We start from the raw sequence: 26,233 nt of genomic DNA on the forward strand, positions 1-26,233 counted from the left end.
CGAGAGGAAAGAGATTACTCTTCGTCTTCTAGCTCGATGTTGATACCTAGCGAGCGAATCTCTTTCAACAGTACGTTGAACGATTCTGGCATGCCAGGTTCCATGCTGTGGTTGCCATCTACGATGTTCTTATACATCTTAGTACGGCCGTTAACGTCATCCGACTTAACTGTTAGCATTTCTTGTAGGGTGTAAGCAGCACCGTAAGCTTCAAGTGCCCATACTTCCATCTCACCGAAACGCTGACCACCGAACTGAGCTTTACCACCAAGTGGTTGCTGAGTTACTAGGCTGTAAGAACCTGTTGAACGAGCGTGCATCTTGTCATCAACAAGGTGGTTCAGTTTCAGCATGTACATGTAACCTACAGTTACAGGACGCTCAAACGCATCACCAGTACGACCATCAAACAGAGTTAGCTGGCCAGATTCTGGTAGATCACCAAGTTTTAGAAGCTCTTTAATCGACTTCTCTGATGCACCGTCAAATACAGGAGTCGCGATCGGTAGACCGCCACGCAGGTTCTTGATCAATGTACGAACTTCATCGTCAGATAGTGACGCAATGTCTACAGACTGGCGAGTTTCGCCTAGGTCGTAAACTTTTTGCAGGAGTTCGCGGAATTTCGCTAGCTCTTGCTGCTCTTTCACCATCTGGTTGATCTTGTCACCGATACCTTTCGCTGCCAGACCTAAGTGTACTTCTAGGATCTGACCGATGTTCATACGCGAAGGTACACCCAGTGGGTTCAGTACGATGTCGACAGGTTGACCTTTCTCATCGTATGGCATGTCTTCAACAGGGTTAATCTTAGAGATAACACCCTTGTTACCGTGACGACCCGCCATCTTATCACCAGGCTGGATGCGACGTTTAACCGCTAGGTAAACCTTAACGATCTTCAGTACGCCAGGCGCTAGATCATCACCTTGAGTGATCTTACGACGCTTAGTTTCAAACTTCTTATCGAAATCTGCTTTTAGCTCATCCCACTGCTCAGCAAGTTGCTCAAGCTGTGATTGTAGCGCATCGTCTTCTAGCGTTTGCTCTAGCCACTTCTTACGATCGATAGCATCAAGCTTAGCTTCAGAGTAACCACCTTGTAGTAATACAGCACGAACACGAGCAAGTAGACCACCTTCAAGAATTTGGAACTCTTCAGTAAGGTCTTTCTTCGCTTCTTTAAGCTGCATTTGCTCAATTTCAAGCGCACGCTTGTCTTTTTCTACGCCATCGCGAGTAAAGACTTGAACGTCGATGATGGTACCTGAAACAGAGTTTGGTACACGTAGTGAAGTATCTTTAACGTCTGATGCTTTCTCACCGAAGATAGCACGTAGTAGCTTCTCTTCAGGTGTTAGCTGAGTTTCACCTTTAGGCGTCACTTTACCAACTAGGATGTCACCACCCTTAACTTCAGCACCGATGTAAACGATACCTGACTCGTCTAGTTTAGACAGAGCAGATTCACCTACGTTTGGAATATCCGCTGTGATCTCTTCAGAGCCCAGTTTAGTATCACGTGCCACACAAGATAGTTCTTGAATGTGGATAGTTGTGAAACGGTCTTCTTGAACTACGCGCTCAGATACTAAGATCGAGTCTTCGAAGTTGTAACCATTCCAAGGCATGAACGCGATACGCATGTTTTGACCGAGCGCTAGTTCACCAAGGTCTGTTGAAGGACCATCAGCAAGAACGTCACCGCGTGCAACAGGTTCACCTGGCATTACAGTTGGGCGCTGGTTGATACATGTGTTCTGGTTAGAACGCGTGTATTTAGTTAGGTTGTAGATGTCGATACCAGCTTCACCAGGGATCAGCTCATCTTCATTTACTTTAACTACGATACGAGATGCGTCTACAGACTGAATCATACCACCGCGTTTAGCTACGGCTGTTACACCAGAGTCTACTGCGATGTTACGTTCGATACCTGTACCAACTAGAGGCTTATCAGCTTTAAGTGTTGGAACAGCCTGACGTTGCATGTTCGCACCCATCAATGCACGGTTCGCATCATCGTGTTCTAGGAACGGGATTAGCGATGCAGCGATAGATACTACTTGGTTAGTCGCAACGTCCATGTAGTTAACATGTTCGCGAGGGTGAAGACCAGATTCACCTTTCTGACGAGCAGTGATGAGTTCTTCAGCAAACGTACCTTCTTCAGTAAGAACAGTGTTTGCCTGCGCGATTACGAATTGACCTTCCTGAATTGCAGATAGGTAATCTACTTCGTCTGTTACTACACCATCTACCACACGGCGGTACGGAGTTTCTAGGAAACCGTACTCATTACAACGTGCGAACGCAGATAGTGAGTTGATTAGACCGATGTTCGGACCTTCAGGTGTTTCGATAGGACATAGACGACCGTAGTGAGTTACGTGTACGTCACGTACTTCGAAGCCTGCACGCTCACGAGTAAGACCACCAGGACCCAATGCAGAAATACGACGCTTGTGCGTTACTTCTGATAGAGGGTTGTTTTGGTCCATAAACTGAGAAAGCTGTGAAGAACCGAAGAATTCTTTAACTGCCGCAGAAATTGGCTTAGCGTTGATTAGGTCTTGAGGCATGATTGCATCGAGATCACCAAGGCTTAGACGCTCTTTAACAGCACGTTCTACACGAACTAGACCAACACGGAATTGGTTCTCTGCCATTTCACCGACTGAACGGATACGACGGTTGCCTAGGTGGTCGATATCGTCCACTTCGCCTTTACCGTTACGGATCGCGATCAACTTCTTCATCACTTCGATGATATCAGTTTCGTCTAGAGTGCCTTGCTCGCCAGCGTCTTCACGTTCGATAGAGCTGTTAAACTTCATACGACCAACAGTCGATAGATCGTAACGCTCTTCAGAGAAGAACAAGCTCTCGAACAGAGACTCTGCAGCTTCTTTTGTTGGCGGCTCACCAGGGCGCATCATGCGGTAGATTTCTACCAATGCTGAAATACGATCAACAGTGCTGTCGATACGAAGAGTTTCAGACATGAATGGACCGTGGTCTAGATCGTTAGTAAATAACGTTTCTAGTGCTTTGTGACCCGCTTGAGATAGGTTTGCTAGAGCTTCTAGACTGATCTCTTGGTTTGCACCAACGATGATCTCGCCAGTTGCTTCGTTGATGTAATCTTTCGACGCAACTTTACCTACGATGTACTCAACTGGTACTTCGATGTGCTCTACGCCATCTTTTTCAAGTTGGCGAATGTGACGCGCAGTCACACGACGACCAGTCTCTACGTAAGTTTTACCATTTGCTTCGATGTCGAATGACGCAGTTTCACCACGTAGACGATCTGGTACCAACTCCATTAGAAGAGTTTGGTCTTTCACTTCGAAGTTCACTTTCTCGAAGAATAGATCCAAGATCTCTTCTGTCGACTTACCTAGTGCACGAAGGATGATTGAAGCAGGTAGCTTACGACGACGGTCGATACGAACGTACAAGTTATCCTTAGGGTCAAACTCGAAATCAAGCCATGAACCACGGTAAGGAATAACACGTGCGTTATATAATACTTTACCTGAAGAGTGAGTCTTACCTTTATCGCTGTCGAAGAACACGCCTGGGCTTCGGTGCAGCTGAGATACGATAACACGCTCAGTACCGTTGATTACAAAGGTACCATTGTCTGTCATAAGCGGAATTTCGCCCATGTAGACTTCTTGTTCTTTAATGTCTTTTACAGTGCCTGCTGGTGCATCTTTATCAAAGATAACTAGGCGCAGTTTTACACGTAGTGGCTTTGAGTACGTTACACCACGAATTTGACATTCTTTAACATCAAATACTGGCTCACCAAGACGGTAGCTAACGTATTGCAGCTCAGAGTTGCCGTTGTAGCTCTGGATTGGGAATACAGAACGGAAAGCAGCTTCAAGACCGTATTGACCCTCAGGATCCTGTTCGATGAATTTATCGAAAGAATCAAGCTGGATCGATAGCAGGTATGGAATGTCCAAAACTTGTGGACGAGTACCAAAGTCCTTACGGATGCGCTTTTTCTCGGTATAAGAGTAAACCATGGGGTTCCTCAGCTCGCTGATAAGTGACCCAAACTGTCCAAAACGTTTTCAAACGGGACAGTGACTAACAACTGTTTGATCGTAGTGACATTTCATTAGGAGCTAACAAAATGTTTTTTGCTAGGTATCTGGGTGCTCAAACAGCGGAAAATCACCCGACCCCTACAGCGCAAAAAGGCCGGTGGTCAATAAACCACCAGCCATTAGCCATTCGGCTAAGAAATTAAGTAATAATTACTTAACTTCAACAGAAGCACCAGCTTCTTCTAGTTGAGCTTTAAGAGCTTCAGCTTCAGCTTTGTCAACACCTTCTTTTAGAGGTGCTGGAGCGCCGTCTACAAGACCTTTAGCTTCTTTAAGACCTAGGCCAGTTGCGCCACGTACTGCTTTGATTACAGCAACTTTGTTACCGCCAGCAGCAGTTAGGATTACGTCGAACTCAGTTTGCTCAGCAGCAGCTTCGCCGCCAGCAGCGCCGCCAGCTACAACAGCAGCAGCAGCAGAAACGCCGAATTTCTCTTCCATCGCTTCGATTAGTTCAACAACTTGCATTACAGACATTTCTGCAACTGCGTCTAGGATTTGCTCGTTAGTAATAGACATAACAATTCTCTTTTAAATCAACAATAAGTTTATTAAGCAACCAGTAAAAAGCAAGGCTTACGCCGCAGCTTCTTCTTTTTGATCGCGTAGTGCAGCGATAGTACGTACCAGCTTGCCAGCAGAAGCTTCTTTCATGCACATCATTAGGCGTGCAATTGCTTCGTCGTAAGTTGGTAGTGTCGCTAGTACTTCAGCATCAGTAACCGCGCCTTCAAATGCAGCAGCTTTGATCTCGAAATCTTTGTTCTCTTTAGCGAAGTCTTTGAAAAGACGCGCTGCAGCACCTGGGTGCTCGTTAGAGAATGCGATTAGAGTAGGACCAGTGAAAGTGTCAGCTAGACACTCGTAGTCAGTACCTTGAACCGCACGGCGTGCAAGTGTGTTACGAACAACTTTCACGTAAACGCCAGCTTCACGAGCTTGCTTACGTAGAGAAGTCATTGCGCCAACTTCAACGCCACGAGAATCAGCTACAACTGCAGAAAGTGCACCACTGGCTGCTTCGTTGACTTCAGCAACAATTGCTTTTTTGTCTTGAAGATTCAATGCCATCTTGGATTAACCTCTGGTTGTGATTACAGCACTCATCACAGCATGTAATGAGCGTTTACGATGTGTTAGAGAAGTAAACAAGTTTACTCTAAACTGCCACATCGCCTACGTAGGGAAATTAAGCTATATCTGAATCAGTTACAGCACCTACGGTCTTGGGATAGATGATTTCAAATCACTTCAAAGATCACCCAACCACAATAATTAGGCGCAGAATTATACACTAATTCTGCGCCTAAGCAAATTGAATTAGCTTGCTTGAGTATTCAGGCTAGCTTGATCAACAGCAACACCAGCACCCATAGTAGTAGAGATGCTTACTTTCTTCAGGAAAGTACCTTTCGCTGAAGATGGCTTAGCTTTCTTAAGAGCGATTAGAAGAGACTCTAGGTTCTCTTTGATCTGCTCTGCAGAGAAGTTAGCTTTACCGATAGTAGTGTGGATGATGCCGTTCTTGTCGTTACGGTAACGAACCTGACCAGCTTTAGCGTTCTTAACTGCTTCAGCAACGTTAGGAGTTACAGTACCAACTTTAGGGTTTGGCATTAGACCGCGAGGACCTAGGATAGTACCTAGTTGACCTACAACGCGCATTGCATCTGGAGAAGCAACAACTACGTCAAAGTTCATTTCGCCTTTCTTCACTTGCTCAGCAAGATCTTCCATACCTACGATGTCTGCGCCAGCTTCTTTAGCTGCTTCAGCGTTTGCACCTTGAGTGAACACTGCAACGCGGATTTCGCGGCCAGTACCGTGAGGTAGTACAGTTGCACCACGTACGTTCTGGTCAGATTTACGAGCATCGATGCCTAGGTTAACAGCAACGTCTACAGACTCAACGAATTTAGCAGTTGCTAGTTCTTGAAGAAGAGCTACAGCTTCGTTGATTTCGTATTCTTTAGTTACGTCAACTTTTTCGCGGATTACGCGCATGCGCTTAGTTAGTTTTGCCATGATCTTAACCCTCTACCACTAGGCCCATTGAACGAGCAGTACCAGCGATTGAACGCTTCATTGCTTCGATGTCAGCACCAGTCATATCAGCAGCTTTAGTTTCTGCGATTTCTTGGATTTGAGCGTCAGTCACAGTACCCACTTTTTCAGTGTTTGGACGACCTGAACCAGACTTAACGCCAGCAGCTTTCTTAAGAAGAACAGCAGCAGGTGGAGTCTTAGTTACGAACGTGAAAGAACGATCGTTGTATACTGTGATTACTACAGGAGTAGGTAGACCTTTCTCAATAGATTCTGTTTTTGCGTTGAACGCTTTACAGAATTCCATGATGTTTACACCGTGTTGACCTAGTGCAGGACCAACCGGTGGACTTGGGTTTGCCATACCAGCTGCAACTTGCAGTTTGATATAAGCTTCAACTTTCTTAGCCATGATATTTCCTAAATTTTGGGTTCAGACGCCAGCTTTATCAGCCAGCTCCCCAGTTTTCATAAAAACTTTTTACAGTCTTACCTGTAAAAAGGCGCGAAATTATAAGCATAATTCGCGCCTTAGACAACCCTTTAAAAGGTGTTTTTTTAGTCAAGTTTTTCCACTTGACCAAATTCAAGCTCAACAGGAGTTGCACGACCAAAGATCGATACAGACACCTTAATGCGGCTCTTCTCGTAATCCACTTCTTCAACAGTACCGTTGAAGTCAGCAAATGGACCATCGTTAACACGTACCACTTCACCCGCTTCGAACATCGTCTTAGGACGAGGAGCTTCGCTCGCTTTCTCAAGGCGGTTTAAGATAGCATCCGCTTCTTTATCAGTGATAGGCGCTGGACGGTCAGAAGTACCACCAATGAAGCCCATTACACGTGGGATACTACGAACCAAGTGCCATGATTCATCGTTCATGATCATTTGCACTAGCACGTAGCCAGGAAAGAACTTACGTTCGCTTTTACGACGCTGGCCCGCACGCATTTCAACTACTTCTTCAGTAGGGACGAGTACTTCGCCAAATAGTTCTTCCATGCTGTGCATTTTAATATGCTCACGTAGCGATTGTGCTACACGACCTTCAAAGCCAGAAAAAGCTTGAACTACATACCAACGTTTTTTTGGAGCTTCACTCATGAATCAGAACCCTCACACCCCAGTTGCTAAGGCAACAAGACGAACCATAATTCCGTCAATGCCCCATAGCACTAGAGCCATTACAATACTTACAGCTAAAACGATCAAAGTTGTTTGCATAGTTTCTTGGCGAGTTGGCCAAACCACTTTGCGAACTTCCATACGAGATTCGCGTGCAAACTCGATCGCTGCTTTACCTTTTGTTGTAGTTGCAGCAACACCAAGTGCAGCAGCAATCAATACAACCACACCTGCAGCACGAACTACTACAGACATCTCACCATACAGGTAATTACCCACAACAGCGGCAGCTAGAAGTATAAAAGTGACAATCCACTTAAAAATATCAGCTGCGTTTGAGCTATCAGGAGTTTCAGCATTATTTGCTTTCATAAAACCAACCTGTCACAAGTCTTAATATAGACGACAACAACCCCGCTGTTGCAGGGCGAATTCCATTACATCGAGAAAATTTCGCGATGTACACTTTCAAGAGAGAGGACAACGGCCTCAATCTAAAAATTCCTTCTTCTATGCATGTTTGATCAGAAAACCAACAAACATAATATCGAGCGCAGAAAAAGGGCATCAAATGATGCCCTTTTTGCTACTGGTTCGTCAAATCTAATTGATAGATTTTCAGAAGACTTTCGTCAATTCCTAAGAATTAGTCGAAGATCTTAGCAACAACACCAGCACCTACTGTACGGCCACCTTCACGGATAGCGAAACGTAGACCTTCGTCCATTGCGATTGGAGCGATTAGTTCAACAGTCATTTGAACGTTGTCGCCTGGCATTACCATTTCTACGCCTTCTGGAAGAGTGATGTCACCAGTTACGTCCGTTGTACGGAAGTAGAACTGTGGACGGTAGCCCTTGAAGAATGGAGTGTGACGGCCGCCTTCGTCTTTAGAAAGTACGTATACTTCTGACTCAAACTTAGTGTGTGGGTTGATTGACTTAGGAGCCGCTAGTACTTGACCACGCTCTACTTCGTCACGCTTAGTACCACGCAGAAGTGCACCAACGTTCTCACCCGCACGACCTTCGTCTAGAAGCTTACGGAACATCTCAACACCAGTACAAGTAGTTACTGTAGTATCTTTGATACCTACGATTTCTACTTCGTCACCTACTGTTAGGATACCACGCTCGATACGACCAGTTACAACTGTACCACGACCTTGGATTGAGAATACGTCTTCAATCGGTAGTAGGAACGGTTGGTCTACTGCACGCTCTGGCTCTGGAATGTAAGAATCTAGTGCTTCTGCAAGCTCAACGATTTTGTCTTCCCATTGCTTCTCGCCGTTTAGTGCGCCAAGAGCTGAACCTTGGATTACTGGTAGGTCATCACCTGGGAATTCGTACTCAGAAAGAAGTTCACGAACTTCCATTTCTACTAGTTCTAGTAGCTCTTCATCGTCAACCATGTCACATTTGTTCATGAATACGATGATGTATGGGATACCAACCTGACGGCCTAGTAGGATGTGCTCACGAGTTTGTGGCATTGGGCCATCTGTCGCAGCTACAACTAGGATACCGCCGTCCATCTGTGCAGCACCTGTGATCATGTTCTTAACATAATCCGCGTGTCCTGGACAATCTACGTGTGCGTAGTGACGAGTTGGAGTGTCGTACTCAACGTGAGACGTTGCGATTGTGATACCGCGCTCACGCTCTTCTGGAGCGTTATCGATAGATGCGAAGTCTTTCGCTTCACCGCCGTATACTTTAGCTAAAGTAGTACAGATTGCAGCAGTTAGAGTTGTTTTACCGTGGTCAACGTGGCCGATAGTACCAACGTTTACGTGCGGTTTCGTACGTTCAAATTTTTCTTTAGACATGAGTTGTCCCTCTAGGTACGGATTTAGGTGGCTTTGACGACCACGCAACCAAAATAGTTTGGTAGTAAAGTATAAATCAAAAGGAAATTTTTGCGCAGAGCTGGTGCTGATACCCAGATTTGAACTGGGGACCTCACCCTTACCAAGGGTGCGCTCTACCGACTGAGCTATATCAGCACTCAAAATGAGTTGGAGCGGGCAGCGGGAATCGAACCCGCATCATCAGCTTGGAAGGCTGAGGTAATAGCCATTATACGATGCCCGCAACACGTAACTCTGAGAGCTATTTCCTTAAGAATATGGTGGAGGGGGACGGATTCGAACCATCGAAGGCAGTGCCAACAGATTTACAGTCTGCTCCCTTTGGCCACTCGGGAACCCCTCCAAATTTTTCGCCACTTTCTTTGCACTTACGCCTAGCGTAAGGAGAAAATGGTGCCGACTACCGGAATCGAACTGGTGACCTACTGATTACAAGTCAGTTGCTCTACCTACTGAGCTAAGTCGGCATAAGTGGTGCGCATTCTATTGAATGATTTTCCTGCTTGCAATAGGAAATTTGAAAAAAAATCTCTTTTTAATCAGATTGTATTTATTTGGTGAATTTTCATGCAGTTTTCATGTTTTAAATCGAATCTTAGGTGTTTGTCATTTGCTTTCAAACTCGCTTGATGTATGTTCGCAACTCAGAACAGTCTTCATTTATTGATGTAGGTAAACTATGAGTCCTTTTATGTCTTTCGATCGCGCGATGTGGGCGGAGCTGCGTAATGCCGTGCCCATGACGTTATCCGAAAGCGACGTAAAAGAACTGCAAGGGGTTAATGAGAAGCTGACAATGAAAGAGGCGGTAGAAATTTACCTACCTCTCAGTCGCTTATTGAATCTTTACGTTGCTGCTCGCCAGCGCCGTAACTCGGTGTTACATGAGTTTCTTGGTAACGACCAAGTCGCCCCGCCCTTCATTATTGGTATCGCTGGCAGTGTAGCGGTAGGTAAAAGTACCACCGCGCGTATTCTTAAAGCACTTCTGTCTCGATGGGATAACCACCCAAAAGTGGAGCTGGTTACTACAGATGGCTTTCTTTACCCTAAGAAAGTGTTAAATGAACGCGAGATCATGCAGCGTAAGGGCTTTCCAGAGTCATACGACATCAAGCGCTTGGTTCAATTCGTTTCTGATGTAAAAGCGGGCAAACCCAACCTGACGGTACCAGTTTATTCACACATCACTTATGACATTACCGAGGAGGTTAAAGTTGTCGACCGCCCAGATGTGCTCATCATCGAAGGGTTAAATGTACTCCAAAGTGGGATGGATTATCCCCACGACCCGCATCGGGTGTTTATTTCTGATTTCTTAGATTTCTCTTTATATGTTGATGCCGAAACTGAAACCATCGAGCAGTGGTATGTCGAACGTTTCCTAAAGTTTCGCCAAGGCGCCTTTACTAAACCAGGCTCCTATTTCAGCCATTACACTCAGCTTTCGGAGCCGCAAGCAATCGAAAAAGCCAAAAGCATTTGGCAATCCATTAATGGATTGAACCTCGAGCAAAATATCCTACCGACTAAAGAGAGAGCGCAGTTGATTCTCCGTAAAGGCTTGGATCATACAGTTAAAGAAGTGCTACTCAGAAAGTAGGAAAAAGAAAAAGGTTGGCTTTAGGCCAACCTTTTTTGATCCAGTCAGTTTGAAAAGTAAGTGATTACTTTGGCTCAGGGCCGTACTGGTTGTCACCCTCTTCACCTTTCATAAAACCACACTCTACAAGAATCCATGCACCACAAATGAGCGCTGCCAAAGAGCTGACTAATTGCAGTGTCGTGGTTTCAGTCATCTGACTCGGGTCGCCAACCGGTACTGTCATTCGGCCAATCACCAATGGTACGTTGAGCAAGAGGAACCAGCTTGAACGGCCTCTGTCGTGCCAACGTTTAGCAGTAATGGCTAAATCAGGCACCAATACACACAGTAGGAATAAAGGAAGAGCCAAGTGGGCAATAGCAGGGAAAAGAATGTTAATTCCCCCAGCAAATCCCATGATCGCCATGTAGTACACAGCATTCCAAATCCAGTAAGTTTTACGACCAATTCGCCCTTGAAACGAAAATAGCAGTTCTTTCATCGACATCTTATTTAATCCACAAACACCACGAAACAGCGTGGTTAATTAATCACTTTTTGAAAACACTCTTTATCCATATCTCGAATGTTGACCGTTAAGCTTCGAACATGCCCGGCTTGCTGTTGAAGCACATCCATCAATTGACGCGACAGCTCCCTTTTTTGTTCAGGTGTACGCCCGTCTAACATTTCGAAACTGATATGAATAAAGTCTACGCTATCACCTTCATCGCCGACTAGCCAATTGTGGCAACGCAGCGAGCGTGACTTTACGGAAATCACATCAAACAAACCACAGTTAAGCACGACTTCATGGAGATCTTCCAGCAGCCCCTGCACATTCACTCGTTCGTCGACTGAGTTTGAATATTCCATTACAAGATTCGGCATGTTATTTCCTTAAAATTGGCAGAAAGCGTGTAAACCGCGATAAATTCGCGTCAATCTCACCACTAATACCAATTAACAGCCAAGATTCCGAGATAATCGCTAATATTCTGTCTATTGGATCACTCAAGAACGACTCCAACCATTACATAAGACATGATTGGAATCATGATCTAGCGAATATTATCTGTTATATTCTTACGAAGATTTTTTACATTAATTAAAAAGGGAGATATTCCTATGCGTCGTCCTGTAGTGATGGGTAACTGGAAACTTAACGGCAGCAAAGCTATGGTAACTGAGCTGCTAACTGGCCTTAACGCTGAACTTGAAGGTGTTGAAGGTGTTGACGTAGCAGTAGCTCCACCAGCGCTATACATCGATCTTGCAGAGCGTGTAATCGCAGAAGGCGGTAACAAGATCATCCTAGGAGCTCAAAACACTGACCTAAACAACAGCGGTGCATTCACTGGCGATATGTCTCCAGAAATGCTGAAAGACTTCGGTGCTTCTCACATCATCATCGGTCACTCTGAGCGTCGTGAATACCACAACGAATCTGACGAGTTCATCGCTAAGAAATTCGCATTCCTAAAAGAGAACGGTCTCAAGCCTGTTTTCTGTATCGGTGAATCTGAAGCTCAAAACGAAGCTGGCGAAACTGAAGCAGTATGTGCTCGTCAAATCAACGCAGTAATCGACGCTTACGGTGTTGAAGCGCTAAACGGTGCAATCATCGCATACGAACCAATCTGGGCTATCGGTACTGGTAAAGCAGCAACAGCTGAAGATGCACAACGTATCCACGCTTCTATCCGTGCACTAATCGCAGCGAAAGACGAAGCAGTAGCAGCACAAGTAATCATCCAATACGGTGGTTCTGTTAAGCCAGAAAATGCTGAAGCTTACTTCTCACAACCAGACATCGACGGTGCTCTAGTGGGCGGTGCTTCTCTAGACGCTAAGAGCTTTGCAGCAATCGCTAAAGCAGCGGCAGCCGCTAAAGCGTAATCGTTGATTCGAAGTTAATACAAAAAAGGCCAGCAATATGCTGGCCTTTTTATTTGGATGAAACCATAAAAGCGCGAAGATTAAACGGCAGACAGCTCTGCTAAGTATGCATTAGCGTGTTCTTCGTGTGAAAACCATGGGAACAAATCCGCAGGGTCATCGAAAGCATTCACAATCCGGTTTGCCAGTTTAGGATACTGACCAGCAGCCCCTAGCAGGTTTAAGACAAATTCCGGTGGCGCTGCCAGCATCATATTTGACCATGTGGTTGGCCACTGCGCGTATTGCCAAAACTGCTCAAATGTCTCTGTCATCCATTGTTCATCAAATGCCTGCTGACCATGAGAAATGATGCGCTCCAAATACAATTGCGCCGCTTTTGCTGCGTTGTTTGCCCCTTGCCCTGTAATCGGGTCATTCAAGCATAAAGTATCCCCTAGCCCAAATACCAACTTACCCGACGCTAGCTTCGCGACTGGTTTACGAACCGTAGGTACGAAACTTCCAGAGATCACCGCATTGTCATCAGTGAGTACTGCCTGTTCAATCCGCTGAGCTTCCCAAGGTAAGTAAGTGTTTAACACACTTCTGGCCTTTTCTAACACCTGCTCATTGCTCTCTAAACCTTCAAAACAGTCTAGTGGCCCATCAGGAATAACTTCAAATAACATCGCTTCACAAGCGCCATTATGACTAAGCGCCGGCATGATAAAGAACTCCCCCGCACCAGGTATAACATTGAAACTGACGTTATCAAGCGGCTTATCGCCTTGCGGGTTTTGTAGATACAGCAACACTAATTTGCGTTGTGGTCGTTCAAATGGGCTGCGCAATGAATCACGTTCAAACAGGTTGGCCAGCTCCGCTTTTCCCGTTGCCAGTATGAGTAAATCACTTTGCTCACCTAGCTGGTCTAAATCGCTCGGTTGAGTGCGTTTTACCACCAAATCGCCACCTAACTCCTCAAACTTATCCATCCAGTTTGGAAACTTGATTCTTTGGTCGACAGACAGAGCAAAGTGTGACAATCCACCTCGCCAGTTGATCACCTTCTCACCTAACGATTCAGGATGAGTCACACAAAGGTTAATCGCTTCAATTTTTGGGCATTGTTGCTCCCAATGGTTCAGAGCCAGTGCTCGTTCAGATTCTAATGCCGAGTGGAACATACATTGGGTCGACATCACCGGACCGTTTGCAATTTGTTCACCCGTGCGATCAGTTACTAACGTCACTCGATACCCGTTTTGTAATAATCCTATCCCTAATTGAAGTCCAGATTGCCCAGCGCCAACTATCGTAATATGTTTCATTGCTTTCTCCTTGGCCTTTAGACCTGAATGTAACTTATTGATATTTTTAAAATTAAAGATACAAGCCAATACTCAGCCATAATAGTAAAAAGAAACAATCACGCAACATCAGATAAACGCTTGAATACTTTTATTACAATTCAATCAGGTAGTAGCTGCCTAGTTTCGCCGCATCGGGTAAGCGCTAGTGCCTAATCACAATATCTTGTATCCTAGGCGTTTTCCCTCGCAGCGTATCGAAGATGCACGATAAACATGGCTTATTAACAGCCCCTATTCCTAACGTGCTACGTCAGATGACCATCCCTATGATATTCGGCATGGTCGCGATTTTGATGTTCAATTTAGTCGATACCTTTTTTATCTCCTTGCTCGGCACCGATGCTTTGGCTGCCATCAGCTTTACCTTTCCTGTCACCTTCGCTGTGAACTGCATTACCATGGGGATTGGTATGGGGCTATCGACCAGTATTGGTCGCTTGCTTGGTCAAGGAGAGACTCAAGACGCTGCACGATTTTCCAGCCACGGCTTATTGCTAGCGGTATTACTGGTTGCATGCGCTTCCTTTATCGGCTTGCATACTATTGAGCCTTTGTTTCGCATACTAGGTGCCGAGCAGCACCTGATCCCACTCATCGAGCAATACATGGTGGTGTGGTACTGGACCATTCCGCTGCTGGTTATCCCAATGGCTGGCAACAGCGCCATTCGAGCCACTGGCGACACCAAAACCCCAGCCAAGATCATGATGCTGGCCGGTATCATTAACGGTGTACTCGACCCACTGTTGATTTTTGGTTATGGACCTTTTCCTGAACTTGGCATTCAAGGGGCGGCGATCGCCAGCGCATTGAGTTGGTTTGGCGCTTTGTGTGGCTCGTTATACGTCTTGATAAAACGTGAAAAACTGCTCACTCTACCAAACCCTCGAACCTTATTGAACGATTGGCAACAGATCCTAAAGATTGGCACCCCAGCGGCTCTATCCAATGCAATGAACCCGCTGTCAGGGGCACTGCTAATGATGATGTTAGCATCGCATGGTACCGCAGCAGTGGCAGCCTACGGTGCCGCGCAGCGTGTTGAGTCTATTTTGATTTTAGTGCTGATGTCGCTCACCTCTGCACTGACTCCATTTATGGCTCAGAACCTTGGTGCTAATAATCCGCAGCGCAGCTTTGCTGGGTTATTTCTCAGTATGAGATTTTCCATCGTCTTCCAATTACTGATTTTCATCATGATGATTCCACTCAGCATCCCACTTTCAGCACTCTTTTCCCAGGAGCAAGCTGTTGGAGACCTGCTGTGGCATTACTTGCTTGTGGTGCCATTCAGTTATGGCTTTCAAGGTATCGTGATGATGCTGGTTTCTGGGTTGAATGCCTTACATCAACCACTGAAAGCTTTCCAATGGAGCTTTATGCGCTTGTTTGTCTTCACTTTACCTGCGGCATGGCTTGGCAGCATGCTTTACGATATTGAAGGACTATTCATTGGTATTGCTGTAGGGAACATACTCGGTGGTGTATTAGGTTACCTGTATGCATTGAAAGTACGCCGAGAGCACTGTGCATCATTATCGTAATTGACACCTTGCCCAGATAAGCACACACAAAAAAGCCGACACTCAATGTCGGCTTTTTTGTTACTTATAATTCGTCGTCTTCTTCGACTTCCAGCTCTACGTCGAGCGGCTCTTGAGAAAGTATGATGCCAGTGTTGTCGGCGTATAGGTAATCTTCTGGTAAGAAAGTCACGCTACCAAAGTTAACGGCTACATCGACTTCGCCGACACCTTGCTGAGAAGCTCCTACGGGAATTGAAGCTAGCGCTTGGATACCCACGCTCATGTCTTCAAGCTCGTCGACTTCACGTACACAGCCATACACCACAATACCTTCCCATTCGTTCTCTTCAGCAAGCGCTGCCAGTTCCGCATCGATCAGCGCTCGGCGTAATGAGCCACCACCATCAATAAGCAGTACACGGCCTAAGCCATCTTGTTCTAAGATTTCACGAATCAGCTGATTGTCTTCAAAACACTTAACCGTTGTGATTTGTCCAGCAAAGGAAGCACTGCCACCAAAGTTACTAAACATAGGCTCTACAACATCTACTTGATCCAAGTAAATATCACACAGGGCTGAGGTATTGTATTCCATAGCTATAGTTCTCATACCGATAGACATCTCAATCGAGTATATAGGGTCATTAAGTCAATGCAATGACAGAACTCAATTAACTGGCGAGAGTTTGAGCTATAACAACCCCGGCAAACAACAAGTTAGTAATCAGGGAACATTTCACTATGATTGGCATCATAGGGGCAATTTGCTTAGGTTGCTGTGCATCCCACACCGCTTTACCGTGCTTAAATACCACAACGACACTCAATAGAAATGGCAAACTGATCCAAACCGGCTTTGGTTGCAGCAGTAGGTATAGTGCAAACGCCACTAGGGCGCCAACTAGTAGGACAAAGTGGTAATGCTTAGCTCGAGTTTGACCCAAACGAACCGCAACAGTCTTCTTTCCGCACGCTGCGTCATTTTCAATATCACGCATATTGTTGATATTGAGGACGGCGACGGCAAGCAGCCCACAGCCAATCGCAGGAAGAGCAAGAGCACTGTCTATGGTTCCGGTATGCAGGAAAAACGTCCCCGCGACACCTAACAAACCAAAAAAGATGAACACGGATATATCTCCAAGTCCAACGTAACCATAAGGCTTACTACCCACGGTATAGGCAATCGCTGCGATAATGGCCAATACCCCTAGACCAATAAACGCCAATATACTTTGCATACTGTCTAACGCATAAAAAACCAACACTAAGCCAGCAGCCATCGTCAGCACAATATTAATAATAATGGCTTGCTTCATATCTTTGGTTGTCACTGCGCCTGATTGAATCGCGCGAACAGGGCCTAGCCTGTCTTCGTTGTCTGTCCCTTTTACTGCATCACCATAATCGTTCGCAAGGTTCGACAAAATCTGCAGCAAAGTCGCAGTGAGAAAAGCTAACAACGCAATAGGGAGAGAGAAGTGCCCTAAAGAAAAGGCCAGTACACTGCCGGTTAGAATAGAAACTAACGCTAATGGAAGCGTTTTTGGCCTAGCCGCATCTAGCCAGATTTGCAGAGATTGATTCATAGAAATAATTTCTAACAGTAGACGTTATATGGATTGTGTCATATCGATTCTCTAGGCGCAAAAACTAAAAAAAGGCCACCGAAGTGACCTTTTTTCTCACCGAAGTGATTATTTTACGCGACCTACGTATTCGGCGCTGCGAGTATCAACTTTGATTACTTCGCCAATTGCGATGAATAGTGGAACACGTACTACAGCACCAGTTGATAGTGTTGCTGGCTTACCACCTGTACCTTGAGTATCACCTTTCAGGCCAGGGTCAGTATCTGTAACTTCAAGCTCAACGAAGTTTGGTGGTGTTACCGCGATTGGGTTACCGTTCCAAAGTGTCAGCATACAAGTGTTGTTTTCTACCAACCACTTAGCGTTTTCACCTACCGCTTTAACATCAGCAGCGATCTGCTCAAATGTTTCGTTGTTCATAAAGTGGTAGAATTCGCCGTCGTTATATAGATAATCTAGGTCGATATCCATTACGTCTGCAACTTCACAAGTTTCACCAGACTTAAAGGTTTTCTCTAGCACTTTACCAGAAAGAAGCTTACGAATTTTTACACGGTTGAACGCTTGGCCTTTACCTGGTTTTACGTACTCGTTTTCCAGGATAACGCAAGGCTCGTTATCAAGCATTAGTTTCAAACCGCCTTTAAATTCATTAGTGCTAACAGTAGCCATTTTGTCCTCTTACATTCTTAGAGCTAAATTCAATGCCACACATCATAACCCGAAAAGTCGAATCTGTTGAGCAAAACTGGCTCAAACAACTGGCGAATGCGATCTCTGATCCGACAAAGTTGTTGGAATCTCTACAGATAGACCCTTCGCCATGGCAAAGCGGGTTTGAAGCTAAAAAGCTGTTTGCGCAGCGTGTTCCGCAAAGTTTTGTCGATAGAATGGAAAAAGGCAATCCTTACGACCCACTTTTACGTCAGGTACTGCCACTGTGCGAAGAATTTGAAGTTCATGATGGCTACTCAAACGATCCTCTCGAAGAGCAGAACAATCAAGTACCAGGACTGTTGCACAAATATCGCAATCGCGCTCTGATGATTGTCAAAGGTGGCTGCGCAGTGAATTGTCGCTACTGCTTTCGCCGTCATTTCCCATATCAGGAAAACAAAGGCAACAAGTTAGCTTGGCAGCAGAGCCTCGACTATATTGCTGAGCATACCGAACTCAATGAAGTCATTTTGTCCGGTGGTGACCCACTAATGGCTAAAGACAATGAGCTCGAATGGCTGGTTCAGTCTATTGCTGACATCCCACACATCAAACGACTAAGGATTCATAGCCGACTGCCCGTTGTGATCCCAGCAAGAGTCACGGATGAGTTGTGCCAACTACTTAATCAAACACGCCTGCAAGTGGTCATGGTTACGCACATCAATCACGCCAATGAAATCAATCAAGAACTCAGCGATAAACTCGCTAAGCTAAAACGCGCTAACGTTACCTTATTGAACCAAGCCGTGCTTTTAAAAGGAGTTAACGATTCTGCTCACGCCCAAGTTATGCTCAGTGAAGCGCTGTTTGATGCTGGTATACTGCCATACTACTTGCACGTGCTAGATAAGGTTCAAGGCGCCGCACATTTCTTTGTTTCTGACCAGCAAGCGAAAGCCATTATGGCAGGCTTGATTGAGCGCGTATCCGGTTATTTAGTCCCAACCCTAACCCGAGAAATCGGTGGCAGAGCCAGCAAAACACCACTCGACTTACACCTAGAGTAATCGTTCGTCTCGATTAAAAACTTTTGTTCGATAGTCCGGTCTTTTATATGCATACTCCGCGCTTTTGGGAGGTCAAAATGCAAGCGACTATTGAACAACTGTTCGATCTCGGCCCTTTCAGTTGGTGGGCTCTTCTCTGCTGCGCCATCAACGGCATACTTATCGGTGTTGAAAGGCAAACTCGCGGGAAACCCGTTGGAATCCGCACCTCTATTTTGGTCATTTCAGGTACATACTTTTTTATGTCGATGGCGGTATCGCTCTCACCTAATACCCTCGACCAAGCACGCGTACTCGGTCAAATCATCACTGGCGTTGGTTTCTTAGGCGCTGGCGTCATGATGACCTTAGACGGAAAAATCCACGGGGTGACCTCGGCGGCGGTGATCTGGGTGCTCGCAGCTCTGGGTATGATGATTGGACTCGGCTATTTGCAGCAATCTGTAGTTATCACGACTCTCGCACTTACTGTATTACTGGGTGTCGACAAAGCAGAAAACCGTATTAAGTCACTGCGCCGTGGGGTTCACCAAAAATTTCAAAATCGCAAACAGGTCAGTAAATAAACTGCGTATCTGCCGTTATTCATAGTGTGATTAATAGTCAAAAATCGCATAAACACTTGTTACTCAGAGTAATTTTTTGACCGAAGACAATGAATGTGCCGATCGTAAATTGAGCTCAATTGATACGCACATTTGCTCACAATTACACCTACTACTTTTGGGTAAGATAAACCTCTACAAACAAAAGTGTTGGAGGTTTGATTATGTTTTATGTGCATATGCTCCTGTTGTTGACGGTCATATTCATTGGTATCCGCCATGGAGGCATTGCGTTTGGATTACTAGGTGGGCTTGGTGTGTCTGTGCTCGCCTTTGTATTCGGGATTGCACCAGGGACGCCACCAATCAGCGTAATGTTGATCATTCTCGCCGTAGTTGCGGCATCCGCGACGTTAGAGGCCACCGGTGGTCTTAAACTCTTGGTTAAGTTTGCAGAACGTCTGCTGCGCAAGCACCCAAGCCAAATCGTATTTTTAGGTCCTTTGTGCACATACTCTCTCACTGTCTTGGTGGGAACAGGTCACTCCGTTTATCCACTACTTCCTGTTATCTATGATGTCGCTTACAAAAAAGGCATCCGCCCAGAAAGACCAATGGCGATGGCGACTATAGCGTCGCAAATGGGCATTACCGCCAGCCCTATCGCCGCCGCAGCAGCCGTAGTGATGGCAACGGCTGCCGACAACAGTCTAGACATCAGCTTAGTCAATGTCTTACTGGTGACGATCCCAGCAACTCTCATTGGTGTATTAGTTGGCTGTTTGTGGAGCCTGAAGCGCGGTAAGGACCTCGACCAAGATCAAGCCTTCATCGAACGCTGCAAAGATCCTGAGTTCAAAGCTCAGCTGATTGATATCGAAGAAGATAACGAAAATGACGCGCAAGTGGGTAGCCAAGCGAAGAAAGGCCTAACGATCTTCTTGGCCGGTATCGTAACGGTTATTTTTGTCGCGATGTTTGGTAAAGATCTGTCATTACTTCCTGACGGTGTGAACATGTCTGTCGCGATACAGTTCTTAATGCTGTCTGTCGGTGCCTTGATCCTACTCACTACTAAGGTCGACCCGAAAAAGATCGTACACAGCAACGTGTTCATTGCTGGTATGACGGCGGTGATCATCATCTTCGGTATTGCCTGGATGAGTGACACCATTATCGGATTCCACAAAGCTTATTTGATCAGCTTAGTAAGCGACTTAGTCGCTGCCCACCCATGGACGTTTGCAATCGCGATGTTCGTGGTGTCGGTATTCCTGAAAAGCCAAGCGGCAGTACTCACTATCATGCTGCCACTCGGATTTGCAATGGGCATCCCTGCTCCAGTATTAATCGGTGTTTTACCTGCGTGTTACGCCTACTTCTTCTTCCCGTTCTACCCAAGCGACCTAGCGGCAATTACTTTCGACCGCTCAGGTACCACGCAAATAGGTAAGTACGTTCTCAACCACAGCTTCCTATTGCCTGGTTTCATCGGTGTCGTTACTGCAACGACTGTCGGCTACATCATCTCAATGGCTATCAACTAGTGAGCCGCTAAGATCAAAAAAGCCAGTTGGTATACCAACTGGCTTTTTTATTAACTTTGTTTGAGAAATTGTTTAAGCCATCGCTTAGAACAACTCTTCTGCAACTTTGAATAGATCGTTGCGAACTGGGCGCTTCAAGTTCTCGATTGCATCAATAATGTCATGGTGAACAAGTTGCTCTTTTTGGATACCTACACAACGGCCACCATGACCTTCTAGTAGTAGGTGAACCGCGTAGTTACCCATGCGAGACGCTAGAACGCGGTCAAATGCCGTTGGACGACCACCACGCTGGATGTGACCAAGAACCGTTGCACGAGTTTCGCGACCTGTTGCCGTTTCAATCTCTTTTGCCAGTTCGTTTGCGTCCATCATAAGCTCAGTTAGCGCGATGATAGCGTGCTTTTTACCTTTCGCGATGCCGTCTTGGATATTGCTGATCAACTGCTCTTTATCAAGGCCAGTTTCTGGAGTGATGATGTATTCACAACCACCCGCGATTGCAGACATCAAAGTCAGGTCACCACAGTGACGACCCATGATTTCTACGATAGAAATGCGTTGGTGAGAAGATGACGTGTCACGTAGACGGTCAATTGCATCGATAACTGTGTTCAGCGCAGTTAGGTAACCGATCGTGTAATCCGTACCTGCAATATCGTTATCGATAGTGCCCGGAAGACCAATACATGGGTAACCCATTTCAGTTAGCTTCTTCGCACCCATGTAAGAACCGTCACCGCCGACAACAACAAGTGCGTCGATGCCGTGCTTCTTCAAGTTCTCGATCGCTTTTTCACGTACTTCTACGTTTTTGAATTCAGGGAAACGAGCAGAGCCTAAGAAAGTACCGCCTTTGTTGATCACATCAGATACGCTTGAACGATCCAGTTTTTGGATACGATCTTCGTATAGGCCTAGGTAGCCATCAAAAATACCGTAAACTTCTAGACCTTCACCCAATGCTGTGCGAACAACACCACGTACTGCTGCGTTCATACCAGGAGCGTCGCCGCCACTTGTTAAAACACCGATCTTCTTAATCATGCTCACCCTCGAATTTTTGGAAATCAATTTCAATTTTTAATGTTAGAAGCTAACGACATGCTTCCAACGAAATCTGTCTAATCTGCGCATTATGTTACCTTTACTAAAAAGGAATACTACTTTTATTTGCAGCAAATTATGTAACTTTTCTACTTCTGTAAGAGTATTACAGTTTTACTGTTTCACTTTGTTGATGCACATCAGAATCACGTTTTTTTCTTTTGACGCTGAAAAGATAGTCAATAGCGACCACTTTGTCTCCCCAGTTCAGTGTGAATATCTCTGGCTACCAGCCTTGAGACTTTTGTTCCCTCTCTGCGGTCAAAACGACAGAGTACGGATCTTGGTGGATCAGAATATCCGCGTCTGGAAAACTGGATAGCAGCTTCAATTCTACATTGTCAGAAATGCGGTGAGCTTCAATCAAAGGAATGTGATCCTCCAACTCTAAATGCAGCTGGATAAAGCGTACCGGGCCCGACATACGAGTACGAAGCTGATGCACCCCCAACACGCCCTCTATAGACAGGCAGTCTTCTCTGATTTGTTTTAGTTCTTCATCGGGGAGCTTTCTGTCTAACAAGGTTTGAATCGCTTCTGACACCATCTTAAATGCGCTGTATAGAATGAATATACCGATCGCGACAGCAAATACCGCATCGGCTTGAGTGAGACCAAACCAACTTAGCCCCAACGCCAGCATAATAGCCGCATTCATATACAAATCAGATTGATAATGCAGAGAGTCGGCAGCAATCGCTTGGCTACCTGTTTTCTTCACGACGTGCTTTTGGAATGTCACTAAGCCGTAGGTCACGACCATGGCAAATAAACTGACGTAAACACCATACTCGGGCGAGTTGAGTTCATGAGGGCGGAAGAAACGATCAATACCGTTGAGGATAAGAAAACACGCCGAACCAGAGATAAACATGGCTTGCGCTAAAGCAGCGAGAGACTCGGCTTTACCATGGCCAAAAGTATGTTCTTTGTCAGCAGGCTGAAGTGCATAACGCACCACAATCAAGTTCACAACTGACGCTGCGATATCCAACATAGAATCAATCAGCGATGCTAATAAACTCACTGAGCCTGTCACCCACCACGCCGCAACTTTCACAATCAATAGCAAAGTCGCAACCGTTGTTGCTGTCCAAGCAGCCAAAGTGACTAGGCGAGCATATTCTTGTTTCATAAGCGTAAATTTCGCTAAAGCGTCAATCTTTTATTAAGAAAGGATAATAGAAAGTATACCTCGCATTAGTTTAAATGAATATGAAAGCAACAAAAGGCGGCTATAAAGCCGCCTTTAACAGGAAGGGAGAGGTCAAATTTACTTGTGGTGTCTTGCCATCTTGTCTGCACACTTCTGATGACGCTCTTGCGACAGCTCAACAAACTTTTCTTTTTGCTCTGGAGTTAAGATGCTTAGCATCTGGTGCTGCTTCTCTAGCATTTTCACGCGGCGCTCTGCTTGCTTCTCAGCCATCTCTTTTGCTAAATCATTTGCTGCTGCTTGGTCAAACGTGTCTGCCAATACCAAAGCTTGAACTTTTTCGTGGTGCGCTTTCATTGCTGCTTGGCGCTCTTCGCCACCTTGCTCAAACTTGGCTTTCATTTCTGCTTTGCCCGCTTCGCGCATCTCTTTTAACTGCTCTTTTTGCGCATCAGTTAAGTCAAGTTGGCGCATTACACCACGGTCGAAGCCGCCGCATTTACCGCCCATACCTTTACCGTGGTCTTTACCACCGAAAGCAAACGCGCTTGCTGTACCTAGAGTAAGAGGAAGAACAACAGCAGCTAATACTAATTTCTTTGCAGTTTTCATAAGTCGTACCTTATTTTTCATGTTATTTGAGGTGCTGTATAAGGGCATGTTGACCTTTCACCCTAGAGAATCACATCGGCGCTAAATTTAGCAGACAGTGGTTGATGTGTTTCGTTCTCTTCACAGCGGTTGAGTATAGAATACGACCTGCTAGGTAAAGCGACGTATAGAGAGCGTAAAGAATCGTAAAGAGCAAAATTTACCCTGCTCGAAACCGCCGTTTCACAGTAATATAAAGGTAACAAGACTCATGCAATCCAATCGAGGAAAGAGTAATGGCGCATATCCTACTTATTGATGACGACACAGAACTGACTAGCTTGCTCAAAGAAGTGCTCACTTATGAGGGCTTTACTATCTCTGAAGCAAATGACGGAGAGTCAGGGCTGGCTGCAGTGAATAAGGATATCGACCTGATCCTACTGGATGTAATGATGCCAAAACTGAACGGTATGGATACGCTAAAGCGCCTACGTGAGAACTGGCAGACCCCCGTGTTGATGCTCACTGCCAAGGGCGAAGAAATTGATCGTGTGATTGGCCTTGAGCTCGGTGCCGATGACTATTTGCCAAAGCCATTTAGCGATCGTGAATTACTGGCTCGCATTAAAGCTATTCTGCGCCGTACTCAAACTCAATCAGCACCTGCGAATAAAAACAGCGACGCCATTGAGTACATGGATATCAAGGTGTATCCAGGTAAACAAGAAGCCTACTGCCAGGAGCAGTTACTCGAGCTGACCACAACGGAATTTGCCCTGCTAGCGCACTTTATTCAGCACCCAGGAGAAACGTTAACCAAGGAAGCTCTCAGCTTAGATGTACTGGGTAAAAGGCTGGCCGCGTTCGACCGGGCGATCGACATGCACGTTTCTAATTTACGTAAGAAGCTACCCGATACCTTGTCTGGCAAATCTCGCATAAAAACGTTGCGCGGCCGAGGTTACTTGTTGGTTGAGGAAGACTGATGCGCCTGCCAAAGATCACCAGCCTTTATGGCCGTATTTTCGCGATATTCTGGTTTACCATGCTGCTGGTTCTGCTGGCCGTACTGTCCTTGCCGCATTTAGATCCTCGCAAAGCACGTAATATCCCAGCGGATCATTTTGAGCGCCTCAATGTGCTGCAGCAGAAGATCGAGAAGCGCTTTCGCGATGAGAAAGATCTACGCAAAATTATTTTCAGCCTTGAAGATCAAGGGCGATCACCACGAGATAAAGCCCCTCGCCTTTTCTTAACTGATCTAGAAGGCAACATCTTAACCACTAAACGCCATCACGATTTCAAAATTCGTGCACTGCAAAACTTCATTACCAGCATTGAGCAAGGTGAGCCAAAACAAAAACTGTATGGTCGTTACATGATTGCAGGACCACTGCCAATCACGCTAGCCGAACATAACTTACTGCTTTACATCGGAGTAAAATGGGATCAAACCCCTCCGTTCCTTTTGCGCTTATTCGACAAACCGTTCCAATTACTGTTTGCCGTGATGGTGGTGAGTACACCACTGTTGTTATGGCTAGCTTGGGCACTCAGTCAACCCGCACGTAAATTAGAGCGAGCAGCTAAGCGAGTCGCCGGTGGTGAGTTTGTTGTCGACCCAGAACTTGAAAAAGGCACTTCTGAATTTAGGCAAGCAGGCGCGAGCTTCAACCAGATGGTTGAGGCAGTGAATCACATGATTTCTGGCCAGCAGCGGCTGTTGTCGGATATTTCCCATGAGTTACGCTCTCCGTTGACTCGCTTGCGAATGGCCAATGCGCTCGCGACAAGAAAGCAAGGAGACAGCCCAGAGCTGGAACGCATCGATACCGAAGCCCAGCGACTCGAACAGATGATCGGCGAGCTGTTAGAGCTGTCGCGTATGCAAGCCGATAGTCACCTGACTCGTGAGCTTCAACCCATTTCTAGCTTATGGGAAGAGATCCTCAAAGATGCGCAGTTTGAAGCCGAGCAAATGGGCAAGCAGCTTAACTACTCCGCTATCCCAGAAGGCTCAATCTCAGGTAATCCAAAACTGTTGATGAGCGCTGTCGAGAACATCATCCGTAACGCTATTCACTACGGTGAAGACCTGATTCAGGTTACCTTAACTAAAGATGATGAGCAGCTTTCGATTGTCGTGGAAGACAACGGGCAAGGGGTGCCAGACTCTGAATTGGAAGATATATTCCGCCCGTTTTACCGCGTATCAACAGCCCGTGATAGAAATTCAGGTGGTGCAGGGCTAGGATTGGCGATCACAGAAAGTGCCATTCGCCAGCACAGCGGCTCCATCGCTGCCAGTCGCAGCCAACTCGGTGGTTTAATGGTCCTAATCAAGTTGCCTCTGAGTAGCTAACAAGACGAAGAACGTCAACGAGCGACAAAACCCTACAAAGATCGCAGTTGAAAATGATATTCAT

The 26,233-nt window shown here is 45.8% G+C and carries 25 protein-coding genes and 4 tRNA genes; 8 read left to right on the top strand and 21 right to left on the bottom strand.

Going from position 1 to position 26,233, the window contains the following annotated elements:
* Nucleotides 1–14 precede the first annotated feature (14 nt).
* The 12 genes from rpoB to ACXABW_RS13725 form a co-directional block, all read right to left on the bottom strand.
* Nucleotides 15–4,043, bottom strand: a complete 4,029-nt coding sequence (gene rpoB, locus ACXABW_RS13670) for a DNA-directed RNA polymerase subunit beta (protein WP_457523142.1) — start codon at nt 4,041–4,043, stop codon at nt 15–17.
* Between the two features lie 234 nt (nt 4,044–4,277).
* Nucleotides 4,278–4,646, bottom strand: coding sequence for a 50S ribosomal protein L7/L12 (gene rplL / locus ACXABW_RS13675; protein ID WP_252028505.1), 369 nt, complete (start codon nt 4,644–4,646; stop codon nt 4,278–4,280).
* 57 nt (nt 4,647–4,703) lie between these two features.
* Nucleotides 4,704–5,198 (bottom strand): 50S ribosomal protein L10, encoded by a 495-nt coding sequence (gene rplJ, locus ACXABW_RS13680; protein WP_252028508.1) that lies wholly within the window; start codon nt 5,196–5,198, stop codon nt 4,704–4,706.
* Between the two features lie 249 nt (nt 5,199–5,447).
* Nucleotides 5,448–6,152 (bottom strand): 50S ribosomal protein L1, encoded by a 705-nt coding sequence (gene rplA / locus ACXABW_RS13685; RefSeq protein WP_252028512.1) that lies wholly within the window; start codon nt 6,150–6,152, stop codon nt 5,448–5,450.
* Nucleotides 6,153–6,156: 4 nt separating this feature from the next.
* The gene (gene rplK, locus ACXABW_RS13690; protein ID WP_008078231.1) at nt 6,157–6,585 is read right to left on the bottom strand and encodes a 50S ribosomal protein L11; all 429 of its coding nucleotides are present in this window, start codon (nt 6,583–6,585) and stop codon (nt 6,157–6,159) included.
* A gap of 146 nt (nt 6,586–6,731) precedes the next feature.
* Complete coding sequence (gene nusG / locus ACXABW_RS13695) at nt 6,732–7,280, bottom strand: transcription termination/antitermination protein NusG (RefSeq protein ID WP_047042347.1); 549 nt, start codon at nt 7,278–7,280, stop codon at nt 6,732–6,734.
* 12 nt (nt 7,281–7,292) lie between these two features.
* Complete coding sequence (gene secE, locus ACXABW_RS13700; RefSeq protein ID WP_457523145.1) at nt 7,293–7,673, bottom strand: preprotein translocase subunit SecE; 381 nt, start codon at nt 7,671–7,673, stop codon at nt 7,293–7,295.
* Between the two features lie 274 nt (nt 7,674–7,947).
* Entirely contained in the window at nt 7,948–9,132 is a 1,185-nt protein-coding gene (gene tuf, locus ACXABW_RS13705) for an elongation factor Tu (protein WP_252028435.1), read from the bottom strand.
* Between the two features lie 101 nt (nt 9,133–9,233).
* Nucleotides 9,234–9,309, bottom strand: a tRNA-Thr gene (locus tag ACXABW_RS13710).
* A gap of 13 nt (nt 9,310–9,322) precedes the next feature.
* Nucleotides 9,323–9,397 (bottom strand) — tRNA-Gly (locus ACXABW_RS13715).
* A 35-nt stretch (nt 9,398–9,432) separates the two neighbouring features.
* Nucleotides 9,433–9,517 (bottom strand) — tRNA-Tyr (locus ACXABW_RS13720).
* Nucleotides 9,518–9,565: 48 nt separating this feature from the next.
* Nucleotides 9,566–9,641 (bottom strand) — tRNA-Thr (locus ACXABW_RS13725).
* A 212-nt stretch (nt 9,642–9,853) separates the two neighbouring features.
* On the opposite strand from ACXABW_RS13725, the gene coaA reads away from it, so the two are divergent.
* Complete coding sequence (gene coaA, locus ACXABW_RS13730; protein WP_265687358.1) at nt 9,854–10,777, top strand: type I pantothenate kinase; 924 nt, start codon at nt 9,854–9,856, stop codon at nt 10,775–10,777.
* A gap of 64 nt (nt 10,778–10,841) precedes the next feature.
* Here the strand turns inward: coaA and ACXABW_RS13735 are convergent, their stop codons facing one another.
* Both ACXABW_RS13735 and ACXABW_RS13740 read right to left on the bottom strand, forming a co-directional pair.
* Nucleotides 10,842–11,267, bottom strand: coding sequence for a DUF805 domain-containing protein (locus tag ACXABW_RS13735; protein WP_252028521.1), 426 nt, complete (start codon nt 11,265–11,267; stop codon nt 10,842–10,844).
* Nucleotides 11,268–11,302: 35 nt separating this feature from the next.
* A complete protein-coding gene (locus ACXABW_RS13740) occupies nt 11,303–11,650 on the bottom strand; it encodes a 5-carboxymethyl-2-hydroxymuconate Delta-isomerase (protein WP_252028524.1) in 348 nt (115 codons plus the stop codon).
* Between the two features lie 237 nt (nt 11,651–11,887).
* On the opposite strand from ACXABW_RS13740, the gene tpiA reads away from it, so the two are divergent.
* Complete coding sequence (gene tpiA, locus ACXABW_RS13745) at nt 11,888–12,658, top strand: triose-phosphate isomerase (protein ID WP_457523147.1); 771 nt, start codon at nt 11,888–11,890, stop codon at nt 12,656–12,658.
* Nucleotides 12,659–12,738: 80 nt separating this feature from the next.
* Here tpiA and ACXABW_RS13750 read toward each other — a convergent pair whose 3' ends face one another.
* Nucleotides 12,739–13,971: a styrene monooxygenase/indole monooxygenase family protein gene (locus tag ACXABW_RS13750; RefSeq protein ID WP_457523149.1), complete on the bottom strand. Its 1,233-nt coding sequence runs from the start codon at nt 13,969–13,971 to the stop codon at nt 12,739–12,741.
* 242 nt (nt 13,972–14,213) lie between these two features.
* Here ACXABW_RS13750 and ACXABW_RS13755 point away from each other — a divergent pair, with 242 nt between their 5' ends.
* Nucleotides 14,214–15,557, top strand: a complete 1,344-nt coding sequence (locus ACXABW_RS13755; protein ID WP_457523150.1) for an MATE family efflux transporter — start codon at nt 14,214–14,216, stop codon at nt 15,555–15,557.
* 64 nt (nt 15,558–15,621) lie between these two features.
* Here ACXABW_RS13755 and rraA read toward each other — a convergent pair whose 3' ends face one another.
* The 3 genes from rraA to efp all read right to left on the bottom strand — a co-directional run bounded on the left by rraA (nt 15,622) and on the right by efp (nt 17,803).
* Nucleotides 15,622–16,134 (bottom strand): ribonuclease E activity regulator RraA, encoded by a 513-nt coding sequence (gene rraA, locus ACXABW_RS13760; protein WP_252028535.1) that lies wholly within the window; start codon nt 16,132–16,134, stop codon nt 15,622–15,624.
* A gap of 76 nt (nt 16,135–16,210) precedes the next feature.
* Nucleotides 16,211–17,128, bottom strand: a complete 918-nt coding sequence (locus ACXABW_RS13765) for a 1,4-dihydroxy-2-naphthoate polyprenyltransferase (protein ID WP_457523152.1) — start codon at nt 17,126–17,128, stop codon at nt 16,211–16,213.
* Between the two features lie 108 nt (nt 17,129–17,236).
* Complete coding sequence (efp, locus tag ACXABW_RS13770; RefSeq protein ID WP_252028537.1) at nt 17,237–17,803, bottom strand: elongation factor P; 567 nt, start codon at nt 17,801–17,803, stop codon at nt 17,237–17,239.
* Between the two features lie 32 nt (nt 17,804–17,835).
* Between efp and epmB the strand changes: the two genes are divergently transcribed.
* The 3 genes from epmB (at nt 17,836) to ACXABW_RS13785 (ending at nt 20,950) form a co-directional block, all read left to right on the top strand.
* Nucleotides 17,836–18,858, top strand: a complete 1,023-nt coding sequence (gene epmB / locus ACXABW_RS13775) for an EF-P beta-lysylation protein EpmB (protein ID WP_265687363.1) — start codon at nt 17,836–17,838, stop codon at nt 18,856–18,858.
* A 77-nt stretch (nt 18,859–18,935) separates the two neighbouring features.
* On the top strand, nt 18,936–19,424 hold the full coding sequence (locus ACXABW_RS13780) for an MgtC/SapB family protein (RefSeq protein ID WP_457523154.1): 489 nt from the start codon (nt 18,936–18,938) through the stop codon (nt 19,422–19,424).
* A 203-nt stretch (nt 19,425–19,627) separates the two neighbouring features.
* The gene (locus ACXABW_RS13785; protein WP_457523156.1) at nt 19,628–20,950 is read left to right on the top strand and encodes an anaerobic C4-dicarboxylate transporter; all 1,323 of its coding nucleotides are present in this window, start codon (nt 19,628–19,630) and stop codon (nt 20,948–20,950) included.
* A gap of 84 nt (nt 20,951–21,034) precedes the next feature.
* Here the strand turns inward: ACXABW_RS13785 and pfkA are convergent, their stop codons facing one another.
* From pfkA to ACXABW_RS13800, 3 genes are all read right to left on the bottom strand, one after another.
* The gene (pfkA, locus tag ACXABW_RS13790; protein ID WP_252028541.1) at nt 21,035–21,997 is read right to left on the bottom strand and encodes a 6-phosphofructokinase; all 963 of its coding nucleotides are present in this window, start codon (nt 21,995–21,997) and stop codon (nt 21,035–21,037) included.
* Between the two features lie 286 nt (nt 21,998–22,283).
* Nucleotides 22,284–23,192, bottom strand: coding sequence for a CDF family cation-efflux transporter FieF (gene fieF, locus ACXABW_RS13795; protein WP_457523157.1), 909 nt, complete (start codon nt 23,190–23,192; stop codon nt 22,284–22,286).
* A gap of 138 nt (nt 23,193–23,330) precedes the next feature.
* A complete protein-coding gene (locus ACXABW_RS13800; protein ID WP_252028544.1) occupies nt 23,331–23,825 on the bottom strand; it encodes a CpxP family protein in 495 nt (164 codons plus the stop codon).
* A 275-nt stretch (nt 23,826–24,100) separates the two neighbouring features.
* On the opposite strand from ACXABW_RS13800, the gene ACXABW_RS13805 reads away from it, so the two are divergent.
* Both ACXABW_RS13805 and cpxA read left to right on the top strand, forming a co-directional pair.
* Nucleotides 24,101–24,793 (top strand): response regulator, encoded by a 693-nt coding sequence (locus tag ACXABW_RS13805; protein ID WP_457523158.1) that lies wholly within the window; start codon nt 24,101–24,103, stop codon nt 24,791–24,793.
* Nucleotides 24,793–26,169: an envelope stress sensor histidine kinase CpxA gene (gene cpxA, locus ACXABW_RS13810; protein ID WP_457523159.1), complete on the top strand. Its 1,377-nt coding sequence runs from the start codon at nt 24,793–24,795 to the stop codon at nt 26,167–26,169. The genes ACXABW_RS13805 and cpxA overlap by 1 nt, the downstream gene beginning before the upstream one ends.
* The last annotated feature ends 64 nt before the right edge of the window (nt 26,170–26,233 follow it).

This window comes from Vibrio paucivorans (assembly GCF_054053395.1).

What these genes read in the sequence shown, in the direction of transcription:
- nusG (WP_047042347.1), bottom strand. Translation starts at nt 7,280, where the DNA reads ATGAGTGAAGCTCCAAAAAAACGTTGGTATGTAGTTCAAGCTTTTTCT.
- cpxA (WP_457523159.1), top strand. Translation starts at nt 24,793, where the DNA reads ATGCGCCTGCCAAAGATCACCAGCCTTTATGGCCGTATTTTCGCGATA.
- rraA (WP_252028535.1), bottom strand. Translation starts at nt 16,134, where the DNA reads ATGGAATACAATACCTCAGCCCTGTGTGATATTTACTTGGATCAAGTA.
- ACXABW_RS13780 (WP_457523154.1), top strand. Translation starts at nt 18,936, where the DNA reads ATGCAAGCGACTATTGAACAACTGTTCGATCTCGGCCCTTTCAGTTGG.
- rplL (WP_252028505.1), bottom strand. Translation starts at nt 4,646, where the DNA reads ATGTCTATTACTAACGAGCAAATCCTAGACGCAGTTGCAGAAATGTCT.
- rplA (WP_252028512.1), bottom strand. Translation starts at nt 6,152, where the DNA reads ATGGCAAAACTAACTAAGCGCATGCGCGTAATCCGCGAAAAAGTTGAC.
- efp (WP_252028537.1), bottom strand. Translation starts at nt 17,803, where the DNA reads ATGGCTACTGTTAGCACTAATGAATTTAAAGGCGGTTTGAAACTAATG.
- ACXABW_RS13740 (WP_252028524.1), bottom strand. Translation starts at nt 11,650, where the DNA reads ATGCCGAATCTTGTAATGGAATATTCAAACTCAGTCGACGAACGAGTG.
- rplJ (WP_252028508.1), bottom strand. Translation starts at nt 5,198, where the DNA reads ATGGCATTGAATCTTCAAGACAAAAAAGCAATTGTTGCTGAAGTCAAC.
- ACXABW_RS13785 (WP_457523156.1), top strand. Translation starts at nt 19,628, where the DNA reads ATGTTTTATGTGCATATGCTCCTGTTGTTGACGGTCATATTCATTGGT.
- fieF (WP_457523157.1), bottom strand. Translation starts at nt 23,192, where the DNA reads ATGAAACAAGAATATGCTCGCCTAGTCACTTTGGCTGCTTGGACAGCA.
- coaA (WP_265687358.1), top strand. Translation starts at nt 9,854, where the DNA reads ATGAGTCCTTTTATGTCTTTCGATCGCGCGATGTGGGCGGAGCTGCGT.
- ACXABW_RS13735 (WP_252028521.1), bottom strand. Translation starts at nt 11,267, where the DNA reads ATGTCGATGAAAGAACTGCTATTTTCGTTTCAAGGGCGAATTGGTCGT.
- epmB (WP_265687363.1), top strand. Translation starts at nt 17,836, where the DNA reads ATGCCACACATCATAACCCGAAAAGTCGAATCTGTTGAGCAAAACTGG.
- pfkA (WP_252028541.1), bottom strand. Translation starts at nt 21,997, where the DNA reads ATGATTAAGAAGATCGGTGTTTTAACAAGTGGCGGCGACGCTCCTGGT.
- tuf (WP_252028435.1), bottom strand. Translation starts at nt 9,132, where the DNA reads ATGTCTAAAGAAAAATTTGAACGTACGAAACCGCACGTAAACGTTGGT.
- ACXABW_RS13755 (WP_457523150.1), top strand. Translation starts at nt 14,214, where the DNA reads ATGCACGATAAACATGGCTTATTAACAGCCCCTATTCCTAACGTGCTA.
- rplK (WP_008078231.1), bottom strand. Translation starts at nt 6,585, where the DNA reads ATGGCTAAGAAAGTTGAAGCTTATATCAAACTGCAAGTTGCAGCTGGT.
- secE (WP_457523145.1), bottom strand. Translation starts at nt 7,673, where the DNA reads ATGAAAGCAAATAATGCTGAAACTCCTGATAGCTCAAACGCAGCTGAT.
- ACXABW_RS13800 (WP_252028544.1), bottom strand. Translation starts at nt 23,825, where the DNA reads ATGAAAACTGCAAAGAAATTAGTATTAGCTGCTGTTGTTCTTCCTCTT.
- ACXABW_RS13805 (WP_457523158.1), top strand. Translation starts at nt 24,101, where the DNA reads ATGGCGCATATCCTACTTATTGATGACGACACAGAACTGACTAGCTTG.
- tpiA (WP_457523147.1), top strand. Translation starts at nt 11,888, where the DNA reads ATGCGTCGTCCTGTAGTGATGGGTAACTGGAAACTTAACGGCAGCAAA.
- ACXABW_RS13750 (WP_457523149.1), bottom strand. Translation starts at nt 13,971, where the DNA reads ATGAAACATATTACGATAGTTGGCGCTGGGCAATCTGGACTTCAATTA.
- ACXABW_RS13765 (WP_457523152.1), bottom strand. Translation starts at nt 17,128, where the DNA reads ATGAATCAATCTCTGCAAATCTGGCTAGATGCGGCTAGGCCAAAAACG.
- rpoB (WP_457523142.1), bottom strand. Translation starts at nt 4,043, where the DNA reads ATGGTTTACTCTTATACCGAGAAAAAGCGCATCCGTAAGGACTTTGGT.